The sequence below is a fragment of the Arthrobacter sp. HY1533 genome, from assembly GCF_027568515.1.
Classification (GTDB): domain Bacteria; phylum Actinomycetota; class Actinomycetes; order Actinomycetales; family Micrococcaceae; genus Specibacter.
The window spans coordinates 64999-77083 of record NZ_JANKZF010000004.1 but is presented as its reverse complement, the minus strand read 5'-3'; the positions used below and the strand labels follow the sequence as shown (position 1 = coordinate 77083).

Annotated in this window: 12 protein-coding genes; 8 read left to right on the top strand and 4 right to left on the bottom strand. The window is 68.6% G+C overall.

Going from position 1 to position 12085, the window contains the following annotated elements; genetic code table 11:
* Positions 1-67: 67 nt before the first annotated feature.
* A complete protein-coding gene (locus PCK14_RS04765) occupies positions 68-1078 on the bottom strand; it encodes an ABC transporter substrate-binding protein (RefSeq protein WP_269937329.1) in 1011 nt (336 codons plus the stop codon).
* 166 nt (positions 1079-1244) lie between these two features.
* Here PCK14_RS04765 and PCK14_RS04760 point away from each other — a divergent pair, with 166 nt between their 5' ends.
* Genes PCK14_RS04760 through PCK14_RS04745 form a run of 4 tightly spaced genes read left to right on the top strand, consistent with a single transcriptional unit; the run spans position 1245 to position 5213 of the window.
* Positions 1245-2258 (top strand): FecCD family ABC transporter permease, encoded by a 1014-nt coding sequence (locus PCK14_RS04760; protein ID WP_269937328.1) that lies wholly within the window; start codon positions 1245-1247, stop codon positions 2256-2258.
* Between the two features lie 5 nt (positions 2259-2263).
* On the top strand, positions 2264-3349 hold the full coding sequence (locus PCK14_RS04755) for a FecCD family ABC transporter permease (RefSeq protein ID WP_269937330.1): 1086 nt from the start codon (positions 2264-2266) through the stop codon (positions 3347-3349).
* Positions 3346-4209, top strand: coding sequence for an ABC transporter ATP-binding protein (locus PCK14_RS04750; RefSeq protein WP_269937327.1), 864 nt, complete (start codon positions 3346-3348; stop codon positions 4207-4209). The genes PCK14_RS04755 and PCK14_RS04750 overlap by 4 nt, the downstream gene beginning before the upstream one ends.
* Entirely contained in the window at positions 4206-5213 is a 1008-nt protein-coding gene (locus PCK14_RS04745; protein WP_269937326.1) for a siderophore-interacting protein, read from the top strand. Before PCK14_RS04750 ends, PCK14_RS04745 begins: the two co-directional genes overlap by 4 nt.
* Before the next feature lie 13 nt (positions 5214-5226).
* On the opposite strand, the gene PCK14_RS04740 is transcribed toward PCK14_RS04745, so the two are convergent.
* Positions 5227-6690, bottom strand: coding sequence for an FUSC family protein (locus tag PCK14_RS04740; protein WP_269937325.1), 1464 nt, complete (start codon positions 6688-6690; stop codon positions 5227-5229).
* 73 nt (positions 6691-6763) lie between these two features.
* Here PCK14_RS04740 and PCK14_RS04735 point away from each other — a divergent pair, with 73 nt between their 5' ends.
* Positions 6764-7264, top strand: coding sequence for a MarR family winged helix-turn-helix transcriptional regulator (locus tag PCK14_RS04735; protein WP_269937324.1), 501 nt, complete (start codon positions 6764-6766; stop codon positions 7262-7264).
* Here PCK14_RS04735 and PCK14_RS04730 read toward each other — a convergent pair.
* Positions 7253-8194, bottom strand: coding sequence for an NAD-dependent epimerase/dehydratase family protein (locus PCK14_RS04730; protein WP_269937323.1), 942 nt, complete (start codon positions 8192-8194; stop codon positions 7253-7255). The two genes, PCK14_RS04735 and PCK14_RS04730, sit on opposite strands and share 12 nt — an antisense overlap.
* 142 nt (positions 8195-8336) lie before the next feature.
* Here PCK14_RS04730 and PCK14_RS04725 point away from each other — a divergent pair, with 142 nt between their 5' ends.
* The 3 genes from PCK14_RS04725 to putP all read left to right on the top strand — a co-directional run bounded on the left by PCK14_RS04725 (position 8337) and on the right by putP (position 11319).
* Positions 8337-9074, top strand: a complete 738-nt coding sequence (locus PCK14_RS04725) for a TetR/AcrR family transcriptional regulator (RefSeq protein ID WP_269937322.1) — start codon at positions 8337-8339, stop codon at positions 9072-9074.
* 8 nt (positions 9075-9082) lie between these two features.
* Positions 9083-9673 (top strand): DinB family protein, encoded by a 591-nt coding sequence (locus PCK14_RS04720; RefSeq protein ID WP_269937321.1) that lies wholly within the window; start codon positions 9083-9085, stop codon positions 9671-9673.
* A 125-nt stretch (positions 9674-9798) separates the two neighbouring features.
* Positions 9799-11319, top strand: a complete 1521-nt coding sequence (putP, locus tag PCK14_RS04715; RefSeq protein WP_269937320.1) for a sodium/proline symporter PutP — start codon at positions 9799-9801, stop codon at positions 11317-11319.
* Positions 11320-11361: 42 nt separating this feature from the next.
* Here the strand turns inward: putP and thiE are convergent, their stop codons facing one another.
* The gene (thiE, locus tag PCK14_RS04710) at positions 11362-12042 is read right to left on the bottom strand and encodes a thiamine phosphate synthase (RefSeq protein WP_269937319.1); all 681 of its coding nucleotides are present in this window, start codon (positions 12040-12042) and stop codon (positions 11362-11364) included.
* Positions 12043-12085: the final 43 nt, after the last annotated feature.

The following is a 12085-nucleotide window of genomic DNA, read 5'->3' as shown; positions in this document are numbered from 1 at the left end:
CCGTTTCAACGGGCGCACAAGCGGGGGACGGGCGCGTTTTTTGGCTGGCGGCGGCCGGCAAGCTGCCCTAGGGCAGCTGCGGGTCCACGCCGTACTTTTCGGCAAGCTTGGTCAGGACGCCGTGGGCGCCCTGCAGGCTTACCGAGCTGGCGAAGACCGTGTCCTCCACGTTTAGGACCTCGCCCTTGAGCGTGCCCCACAGCGGATTGGCCATGAACTTCTCCTGCTGGGCCCGGGACTTGTCGCCCTCGGCCGTGTCCTGGCCGAACGCGGAGGTGATGATCAGACCGGCCTCCGCAGCGGGGAGCTGTTCCTGCGAAAGGGGCACAAAGATCTTCTCCGTGGAGTCCGGCTGGCCGGCGGGGCGGGGGATGCCGGCGTCGGCCATGATCTCGCCAAGGAAGGACGAGCTGGAGTACAGGCGCGCGGTGTCTTCACCCGAAAAACGAACGTAGGAGTACGTCAGCTTGGGGTTCTTGGCAAGAATTTCCTCGCCGACCTTCTTGGCGCGGTCCTGGTATTCCTTGATGATCTGATCGGCCTTGTCCTTCTTGCCGATCGCGTCGCCGAGCATCACAATGTTTTGCTTCCAGGTGGGTCCCGTGGAGACGGACATGATGGTCGGGGCGATCTTCGACAGCTGCGGGTAGAGGGCCTCGTGGCGCACCTTCGCCGAAACAATCAGGTCCGGCTGGGCTTCCAGGATCTTGTCCAGGCTCGGCTCGGCCAGGGAACCAACATTGGCCGCATCCTTGGTTTGCGCGCTGACATCCCCCAGGTAGGACGGGAAGGCAGCATCGCCCTTGCGGTAGATGACATAGCCGGCCAGGTCGGCGCCGAGCGCCAAGGCGGCGTCGGTGTAGCTCGGGTCCAGGGTCACAATGCGCTTCGGCGCCGACTCCAGCTCGGTGGAACCAAACGCGTGCTCGATGGTCTTGGGGAACTGGCTGTCAACGGCGCTCGAGGCGGACGGCGCGGCAACGTTGGCTTGTGTTGTCCCGCCACAGGCCGTGAGTGCAAGGAGGCTGGCGGCGGCGGCAACGGCAACGGCCGAGCGGGTGAATCGGAGATGTTTCATGAAAGAACCTTCGAGGGACGTCGGACGCAGTGGGCGTCCGGAGCTTTATGAGTGAGGCAAGCCTTGCCTCACTGCCGTAGACTGTACCGGGCGTATCTGAAATACGCATAATTCGTCTGCCGTAATTGCTTCATCTGAGGATCTTGTGTCTGTAAATATCTCTGCAGTGCGTGCCCCGCGGGCCGTCAAGGGGCCCGCCGCCGGGCTGCTCCTGGGGGTGCTTGTGGTGGCGGCAGCGCTGGCGCTGAGCCTGGCGTTCGGCGGCCGCCCCACAAGTTTTGGGGAACTTCTCCACGCCATCGCCACCCCGGACGGCTCGGTTGCCGACATTGCCATACGTGAACTTCGCTGGCCCCGCACGCTCAACGCACTCGCCGTCGGCGCCTGCGTCGGGGTGGCCGGCTGTCTGGCCCAGGGCCACACCCGCAACCCCATCGCCGACCCCGGCCTGCTTGGCATTTACCCGGGGGCGGCCCTGGCCATTGTGGCCGGGTCCCTGCTGCCCGGGGCTGCAGGGACGGGCACCTACGCCCAGGCCGGATTCGCATTCCTTGGCGCCGTCATTGCCTGCGCCCTGGTGGTCACGGTTGGCTCGGCAAGCCGCCACGGCGCCACGCCGCTGACCTTGGTGCTTGCCGGGGCGGCAGTGTCGGCCCTGGCCGGTGGAATCGTCTCGTTGATCGTCCTGAGTAGCGACGCGGCACTGGACACCCTGCGGTTCTGGCAGCTGGGATCGGTTGCCGTCCGCGGCGGGCTGCTGCCCCAGCTCCTGCCATTCATCGTGCTGGGCCTGGTGCTGGCCGTGGCCAACATCGGCCCGCTCAACGCATTGGCGCTCGGTGAGGACACAGCCCGGTCACTCGGGGTCTCGGTGGGCCGGGCGCGCATCGTGGGGCTGGCCGCACTGGCCGTCCTGGCGGCGGCATCCGTCACGCTCGCCGGGCCGCTCGCCTTCGCCGGGCTGCTGGTCCCGCACGCCGTGCGCGGCCTGGTCGGGGCCGACTACCGCTGGCAGATACCAGGCTGTGCCTTGTTTGGGGCCGCGCTCATGCTGCTGGCCGACACCGCGGGGAGGGTCATCGCCCGCCCCGGCGAACTTCCCGTTGGCGTTGTCCTGGCCGTGGTGGGTGCGCCCTTCTTCATCTACCTGGCCCGCCGACGCCGGCTGGTGTCCCTGTGAGCGGCATGCCTGGCCTGCTGGCCCCGGGATCCCGCGTGGTCCGCGTGCGGACGGCGTCGCTCGTGTTCCTCCCGCGCATCGCATGGCTGGCCCTGGCCGCCGTGCTGCTCCTGCTTGCAGCCATTGCCGGCCACCTCATGCTGGCAGGCCACCCCGTGGGGCTCTCGCAGGTGGCGGCAGTCTTCCTCAACGACCCCGCCGTGCCGCGTGCTGTCCGGCTGACAGTGCTTGAATTCCGGCTGCCGCGCACCATTGCCGGTGTGGTCGCGGGGGCGTGCCTGGCCGTGGCCGGCGCCCTCACCCAGACCGTGGCACGCAATCCACTGGCAACCCCGGAGGTGCTGGGCGTGACAGCCGGCGCCTCCACCGGGGCCGTCGCGGTCCTGGTCCTGGCCGGGGCCGGACACGGCGGCGCCAGCGGGCTTGCCGCCGCCGTCGGAATGCCGCTCGCGGCGGCCCTGGGTGCCCTGGGAACCGGGGCCGCGGTGTTCATGCTTACGTACCGCCGGTCCCAGCAAAGCTTCGACAGCATGCGCCTGGTCCTGGTGGGGCTGGGCGCCTCGGGCCTTGCCACCAGCATCACCACGTGGCTGCTCACCATGGGCGACGTCAGCAATGCCTCCCAGGCACTCACCTGGATGATGGGTTCCCTCAACGGCAAGGACTGGGGGACCGTCATGCCGGCACTCCTGGCGTCCCTGCCACTGCTGCTGGTGGCCGGGGCCTGCGGGCGCTGGCTGCTGCTCAGCGCGTTCGACGACGACACCGCCCGCAGCCTGGGCCTGCCCCTGGGGCGGAGCCGGCCGCTGCTCCTGGTGCTGGCCGTCCTGCTGGCGGCCGTCGGAACCGTGCTGGCCGGGCCCGTTGCGTTCGTGGCGCTGCTGTGCCCGCTGGCGGCCCGGTTCGCCGCACGGACAGTGGTGCCGCCGCTGGGGCTCACGGCACTGTTTGGCGCCGCCTTCGTGGTGCTCAGCGACCTCGTGGCCGGGTTCCTGCTGCCACATTCCCTCCCCGTGGGCGTCTTCACCACAGTCCTCGGGGCCCCCGTGCTCATTGCCCTTGTCTTCCGCAGCCAGAGGAGAACCTCATGACCAACACTTACGGCGCCACAACAGCGGCCGGCACCGCCCATCTGTCCGCCCACGGCCTCACCCTGGGATTCGACGGGCGCGAGGTGGTGCCCAACATCGATGTGGCCTTCGCCCGGGGGACCGTCACCTCGATCATCGGGCCCAACGGCTGCGGAAAATCAACCCTGCTGCGCGGACTGGGACGGCTCCTGCGCCCGCAAAAGGGGCACGTCCTGCTGGAAGGCAGCGACGTCGCGGCCATGCAGGCGCGGGCCGTGGCCCAGCGCATGAGCATCCTCCCGCAGACACCCCACGCGCCCAGCGGCCTCACCGTGGGCGAACTCGTGGCGCGCGGCCGCCATCCGCGGCAGCGCTGGTACCAGCAGTTCTCCGGCAGCGACGAAAGCGCCATTGCCGCCGCGCTCGAGGCCACGGACATTGCCGGACTCGCAGCCACGCCGCTGGAAGACCTCTCCGGCGGGCAGCGGCAGCGGGCCTGGATCTCCATGATCCTGGCCCAGGAGACGGAGCTGATGCTCCTGGATGAACCAACCACGTACCTGGACCTGGCCCACCAGGTGGATGTGCTGGAACTGGTCCGGGGGCTGAACCGGGACACGGGGCGCACAGTGGTCATGGTGTTGCACGACATCTCACTCGCCGCACGCTACTCCGACGTCATCATCGCGATGCGCGACGGGAAAATCGTCGCCGAAGGGCCGCCGTCCGACGTCGTCACTGCTGAACTGCTCTGGGATGTCTTCGGCCTGCGGGCCGAGGTGATCCGCGAACCCGTGGAGGGCCGCCCGCACGTGGTGCCGCTGGGCGCCGGCCGTGCCGCTGTTGCCCAGGCGGCGGGCCTTGGCGGTGCGAGGGCATGAGCGTCCAAGCTACCCTCGACGCCGGGCGCCAGTCCGCGCAGGCGGCCGGGCCGTTCGCCCTGAACGTGACGGCCATTCGGGACCTTGGTCCGCGCCTGCGCCGGGTCACGCTCGGCGGCGCCGGGCTGCACGGCTTCGCCACCGACGACGGCGCCACGTGGGACATGCGGGTCAAGCTCGTCATCCCCTCCCCGGGGCGGCCGCTTCCGCAGCCCGAGGCATTTGAGGGCCACGACGGGGCAGGCGCGGCGCTGACCTGGCGCCAGGGCTGGCTGCGCCTCCCCGAAGCCGGGCGCGGCGAACTGCGCAGCTACACCGTGCGGGAGGCCCGGCTTGGGCAGGCGTCCCCGGAGATCGACGTGGACTTCGTGCTGCACCCGGGCGGTCCGCAGGGGCCTGCCGCCCGCTGGGCAGGGAAACTGCGGACCGGCGACCCGGCCCTGGTGGTGGGTCCCCGTGCCGCGGCAGGCAACTGCCAGGGGATCGAGTTCGCGCCGGGCGGGGCCCGGCATGTCCTGCTGGCCGGGGACGAGACAGCGCTGCCGGCCATCGCGGGCATCCTCCGAGACCTGCCTGCCGGCATTCGTGCCGAGGCGTTCATAGAGGTTCCCGACGCGGCCATGGTTGAGGAGCTGCCCAGCCGCGCAACGGCAACGGTGACGTGGCTGCAGCGCAGCGGCCACGGCCATGGCGAGCTGCTGACCGGCGCCGTGCGCCGGGCCATCCCGGCCACGGCAGGATTGCCGGACCCTGATGCGCGGGACTCGGGGCTGGAGGAGGTCGGCCCGGAGCGCACGCTGCTGTGGGACACCCCGCAGTACCGGCGCCTGTTTGGTGCGCCCGCCGACGGGCCGGATGCGGACGGCGCACCCTTCTACGCGTGGATCGCCGGGGAATCGTCCATGGTGACGGGGCTCCGGCGGCACCTGGTTCGCGAATGCGGGATCCATCGCGGAAGTGTCGCCTTCATGGGCTACTGGAAACAGGGCACGCCGCAGCGCTGAGAGGCCGGGTTGCTCAGCGGGAAGCCGGCAGGTGGTGGCGGTCGGCCAGTGAAATGCTGACGGCCGCCACCAGCACACCAATCACCACGCCCACCAGGGTGTCGGCCACGCGGCTGAACGCGGCTTCGGGGCCCAGGTGTGCGCCCAGGCCCGTCATGATCAGGGCCATGGGTGTCACGGCGATGGTGGTCAGTGTGTAGTTCTTCAGCACCAGCAGCTCCGCCAGGACTTGGAAGGCAATCACCAGGGCCACCGAGGGCCAGAACCCCAGCGACAGCGACAGCAGGGCGGCAGCCAGCACGGCGCCGGCCACATTTCCGAGCAAACGCTGGATGCCACGCTGCACCGTGTGGCCGTAATTGAGCCCCTGCAGCGCAGCCACGGCGCCCATGGATGCCCACAGCGGATGCTCAAGGCCAAGTGCGACGGCGGCCCAGCCAGACAGTGCCGAAGCCGCGGCCATGCGCAGGGCCTGGCTGATGCTGTCCCGGGACGACAGCCCCGCGCGGGCGGCAGCCCAAAAACGAGGGGGAGCGGGGCGCCGTGCGGCGGTGCCGGTCGGCTGCCCCTGCGCCGCTGCCGCGGGCAGGCGGCGCAGGCTGCGCAGCCGCGACTCATGTTGTTTCAGCTGCGCCACGGCCTGCGGCAGCCTGCCGTCTTGTGCCTCGGCCAGCCCCAGGGCGGACTCGGCCTCATCCAGCAGTGACTGCAGGCCGGCGGCATCGCCGTGGAGGCGGGCGGTGCGGCGGCTGCTGCGCTGCAGGGGAAGGGCGCTGACGGCCACGGATTCCCTGGCGCCAAGCAGGGCCGAGCGGGCGGCACCCAGGCGGGCGCCGCCGTCGTCAGTCCCCTCGGGAGCCGGCAAATCCAGCCGCGCAACGGCGGCGATGACCCGGGCCGTGGCGAGGCGGGCCGGTCCCATGGGCGCAACGAGCACGGGGGCCATGGCCACCAACCAGCCGGCCGCAGCGCCAATGGACATGGCGGCGAGTGCGGGCACAACGGCGTCGAAGGTGCGGGCATGGCCAGCGCCCGCGGATGCGGCGAAAACCAGGATCACGGCGCCCGGACCTGTGATCCGGAAGGCTGAGAACAGGTGGGAAGCCAAGGCCGCAATGGTCGAAAGGACCAGGATTTGCACCTCCACGGGGACGCCGCCTGCGCCGAGCAGGCCGCCGATCCCCACCGCCGCAAGCATGGCCACCGCGACGATGGCCAGCATGGGTGCGAGCCGCCGGTAGGGCTGGTAGCGGCCAAAGGCGCTGCACAAGGCGCCAAGCGAGGCGATGCCCGCCAGCTGCTCCTGACCCGCCAAGCCGAAGGCCACCAGGACCAGGGCGGCAGCGATTCCCACCTTCACCGCCGGGGCGAAGATGGCATCGGCCGGCCGCATGGTGAAGGAACCACGCCATGCGGCGCCTGAAACGGAATGTGCCAGGGCCGTGCCACCGTGGCGCAACCGGGAGTGTTTGGTCATGCTCCAAGTCTACATTTTATTTTACTAGTAAAATAGATGTGAAGAACGTGAGGGTTCTCTCTAGACTGGCTTCATGGGCGCACAGGCAGAAGACTTCGTTGACCAGGCGCGGCAGGGGTGGGCTCAGGCCCGGCCGGAGCTTGACGTGGCCAGCATTGAGGTCATGGGGCGGATAGTGCGGATCGGCGCGCTGGCCAACCAGCGAACGGAACGCCACCTGGCGCCCGAGGGCCTGACACGCGCGGAATTCGATGTGCTCTGCACGCTGGCACGCAGCGGCGGCCCCGTGCGGGCCAGTGAAGTCACTGCCGCAACCATGCTCAGCGGCGCCTCCACGACCAAGAATGCCGACCGGCTGGCCAGGCGGGGGCTCATCGAGCGCCTGCCCTGGGAGCACGACGGCAGGGTGGTGCTGATGCGGCTCACGGAGCACGGCCGGGCGTTTGTGGACCGCGAGTTCCCGCGCTTTCTGGAGCGGGACCGTGAGATGCTGTCCGCGCTTACGGCGCGGGAGCAGGCCCAGCTGGCTGCCCTGTTGCGCAAGGTGGCCATGACTGTCGAATCAGGCAGCTAGCACGGCCTGCTTCCGCCACCAGTTCACGGTTTCCCGTGCTGCCACATCAAGGGGCGTGGGTGCCAGGCCCAGAACTTCCTGGCTGGCCGCCGAATCCATGACGAACGGGGCCTGGAACTGGTACAGGGTCTCGGCAAGCTCACGCATCTGCCGGGAGAAGACGCCGCCCAGGCGCATGGTCCAGCCCGGAATGGCGGCCACCTTCGGCGCCGGTTCCCCGGCGGCCGCGGCCAGGGCTCTCGCCAGCTCGCGCTGCGTCAGGGCAGGGCCGGTGGGCGCATGCAGCACCCTGTTGTTGGCGGAGGGCAGTTCCGCCGCGCGGATCATGGCTGCCGCGAGGTCTGGAACGTACGTGAACGAATGCGGCTGCCCGGCGCTGCCCACCACCATGACTCGCTTCCCGGCGAGCAGCCGCGGCACCATCCGCTCGCCGGCATGGGCAAAACGAACCCGGGGCCCAAAGAAATCAGAGGCCACGACGCTGACGGTTGGCGTTGCCGAAGCGGCCCGGGCGGCCAGCAGCTCCCGGCGAACCCCGCGCTTTCCGCCCCCGGCCAGGCGGACGCTCGATTCGAGCATGGGCAGCTCCGGGTTGCTGTAGGAGTACAGGCTTTCAGGGAAAACTGCGACAGCGCCCGCCTGGCCCGCAGCCTCGAGAACCACCTCCTCGGCCCTGGGTAGTTCCCGGCGCCACACGGCGGCGTCGTAGCTCGAGCCATGGATGCAGTGGAAGATCGCATCTGCACCTGCCATGGCCGGCGCCAGCTCCTCCCGGCTGCCGGCATCCACGCGACGGAGTTCAACCAGCGGATGCTCCGGCCCCGTTCCCGAGCGGGTCAGCACCCGGACCTGGTGCCCGGCGTCCGCCAGCTGCGTGGCGACGGTCCAGCCCACCGGCCCTGCCCCGGTGACAATTTTGAGCGTGTTCATGGTGTTCTCGATTCGAGGTTGTGGCGTCAAGTGAAAATTGAGAGCAGTGCTCTCGCGTTAACTATTGACCTTCGCCAACGCACTGTCAAGAGCACTGCTCACTTAAGTTGACGGTGATCTCGATCTGGCCAAGACTGGGGTCATGACGCAGACACCGCGCGCACGCGCCAGGGAGCAGACCATGGTGGAAATTGTCCGCATTGGACGCAGCCACCTCGCCATCCACGGCGCCGCGGGATTGTCCCTGCGGGCAGTCGCGCGCGACCTCGGCGTCGTTTCCTCCGCCGTCTACAGGTACGTCAAGAACCGCGACGAACTCCTCACGCTCCTTGTGGTGGACGGCTACAACGCCTTGGGTGACGCCGTGGACTTGCAAGTAGGCCAGGCTGCCGAGGACGACCCCGCGGCCCAGTTCCAGGCCCTGGGCCGCGCCGTCCGCGAGTGGGCCCTTGCAGAGCCGGCGCGCTACGGCCTGCTCTTTGGCTCGCCCGTTCCCGGCTACGAGGCTCCGGCGGAGCAGACCACGGGACCCGGCACCCGGGTCATTGTCCGGCTGGCACGGCTCCTGGACGACGCCCACCGCGCCGGAAAGCTGCGGGAGCCCGGACCGGGCGACATCCCGGCAGCCCTGCACGGAGACTTTGCCGCCATCCGGGAGGCAATGGGGCTTCAAGCCCCTGACGCAGCCGTGGCCCGCGGAGTCCTGGCCTGGGCAGCACTCTTTGGTGCCGTGAACTTTGAGGTGTTTGGACAATACGGCCCCTCGACCTTCAGCGAACCGGCCGCGCTCTTTGACTCGCACCTCTCCATGCTGGGCGCCATGGCAGGCCTGCCCCCACTGCGCGCGGCGCATGGCGCAGCCGGGCACCATGGTGAATAGTGGGCGGCATGGATGAAAAAGCTGACCTTCTGAAGCACCTGCGCGCAAGGAGGGCTGACCTGCTGGGCAAGCTCGACGGCCTGGGCGAGTACGACGCCCGCCGCCCCATGACGCCCACCGGCACCAACCTGCTGGGCCTGGTGAAGCACGTCAGCAGCGTGGAACTGGGCTACTTTGGGGAGGTCTTCGGCCGGCCCAGCGGCAGGGAGCTGCCATGGCTGGCCGATGATGCCCCGCTGGATGCCGACATGTGGGCGGGGCCTGGGGAGAGCCGGGCGGACATCGTTGAACTCCACGAATTCTCCGCCGCACACAGCGATGCAACCATCGAGGCGCTGCCGCTGGACGCCGCAGGCGAAGTCCCGTGGTGGCCGCAGGAGCGGCGGCACGTGACGCTCCACCAAATCCTGGTGCACATGTGCGTTGAAACGGCACGGCACGCCGGGCACGCGGACATCATCCGCGAGCTCATTGACGGCGCCGTGGGCAACGGGGCTCAAGACCCCAACATCCCCGGCCGGACGCCGGAACAATGGGCACAGCACCGCGCAACGCTGGAGGCTGCGGCCCTCGGCAATGCCGCCGATCAGGGGGACTAAGCCGGTTCTTGGTATCGTTGATCGACTTGTTTATGGATTGGCGCGTATTTCGCTGCGACGACGCACCCGCTCAAGGGTGTCATTCATGATCCGATGAAGTGTCACTGAACGCAAAGGAATTGCACGTGTATGACCATGTTTACCAACTGCTTGCCATCGCCGTCTATCTGACCGGGATGCTGGCCATTGGCTATTTTGCCTACAAAAAAACCGACGACCTGGACGACTACATGTTGGCCGGGCGCGACCTCAAGCCCGGCGTAGCCGCGCTCTCGGCCGGCGCCTCCGACATGTCCGGCTGGCTGTTGATGGGCCTGCCGGGTGCGATCTACCTGACCGGCCTGGTCGAGGCCTGGATCGCGATCGGCCTCACTGTGGGCGCGTGGCTGAACTGGAAGTTCGTGGCCCCGCGACTGCGCGCCTACACGGAGATTGCGCAGAACGCGATCACCGTGCCGAGCTTCTTTGAGAAGCGGCTCAAGGACAATTCGCACCTTTTGCGCATTGGCGCCTCCGCCGTGATCCTGGTGTTCTTCACGTTCTACGTGTCCTCGGGCATGGTGGCCGCCGGAAAGTTCTTTGAAGGCTCCTTCGGCTGGTCCTACCTGCTGGGCATGGGCCTTGTCACAGTTGTCACCCTGGCCTACACACTCTTTGGCGGCTTCCTAGGCGCCACCTTGACCGACGTGGCCCAGGGCCTGCTCATGCTTGCAGCCCTGGTGGTGGTCCCCGTCATCGCCGTGGTCCAGACCGGCGGCATCGGCGCAACCGTGACCCGGCTGCAGGGCCTTGACCCCGACACCTTGAACTTGTTCCGCGGCTTTGGCGAGGGCAACAGCATGGTCTGGATCGTGGGCATCTTCTCCACAGCGGCCTGGGGCCTTGGCTACTTCGGCCAGCCCCACATCATTGTGCGCTTCATGGCCCTGCGCTCCCCGCAGGATGCCAAGGCCGGCCGCCGGATCGGCATTGCCTGGATGGTCCTGACCGCCGCCGGTGCCGTCTGCACCGCACTCATCGGCATTGCCTACTTTGCCGACAGCCCCGAGGCCCTGGCGGACCCGGAAACCGTGTTCCTGAAGCTCAGCCAGATCTTCTTCCACCCGTTCGTTGCAGGGCTGGTGCTCGCCGCCGTGCTGGCAGCGATCATGTCCACCATTTCCTCGCAGCTCATCGTGTGCTCCTCGGCCCTCGTTGAGGACCTGTACAACATTGCGGGACGGGACAGCACCCCCAAGCAGCAGGTGGTCCTTGGCCGGCTGGGCGTTCTGGTGGTTGCCGTCATTGCCGCCGTGATTGCCCTGGACCGGGATTCGAGCATCCTGGTGCTCGTGTCCTTTGCCTGGGCCGGCTTCGGCGCCGCATTCGGCCCGCTGGTGCTGCTGAGCCTTTACTGGCGCAAGCTCACCACCCAGGGCGCGCTGGCCGGCATGGTCGTGGCCACCGCGACAGTGTTTGTCTGGGGCAAGACCCCCGTGCTGCACGACGCCATGTACGAGATCGTGCCGGCCTTCATCCTGAACCTGCTCGTGGCCGTGGTGGTTTCCAGGCTCACGTACAGGAAAAACCCCGTCATCGAGGCGGAGTTCACCGACATGGTGGCCGCATCCGGGACCGTGAAGGCCCCCGTCGGGGTGGCAGCCTAGCGGCTCCCACCCCGGCAGGTCCCTGGCGGCCGTCCGCGAACGCTACCCCAGCTCAGGCAGCCGGCAGAGCAGTTCCCGGGCGGCCGCCGTCGGATCCGGCGCCTCCGTGATGGCGCGGACCACAACAATCCGGGACGCCCCGGCGTCGACCACCTGGTCAACATTGGACAAGTCCACCCCGCCAATGGCAAACCACGGCTTGGTGGTGCCCAGCGAGGCGGCGTGCTCCACCATGCCAAGCCCGACGGCGGCCCGGCCCGGCTTGGTGGGGGTGGCCCACAGCGGGCCAACACAGAAGTAGTCGGCGTCGGGGTGGGCCGCGGCGGCCGAGATTTGGGCCGGATCGTGGCTGGAAAGCCCCATGGAAACGGCCGGGCCCAGGAGCGAGCGGGCAGCGGGCAGGGGCAAGTCCTTTTGGCCAACATGGAACACCGGAGCCCCGCCCAAGGCGGCAATGTCGGCCCTGTCGTTGACGGCCCACAACTTGCCAAACTCCTGCGCAACAGAACGCAACACTTCCAGCAGTTCAAGCTCGGCGGCCGCCTCAAGCGACTTGTCACGGAGCTGGATGATGTCCACACCGCCGGCATAGGCCGCGCGCAAAAAATCGGCGAAATCGCCCTGTTTGGCCCGCGAATCCGTGCACAAATAGAGCCGTGCGTCGGCAATCGGGGGTGTCGTGGAAGCGGCGGGGACGTCATGGATGGCAGAAGAGCTGAACATGTCTCATAGACTAGTGCAGTACCGCGGGAGCCAGTGAAGCTGG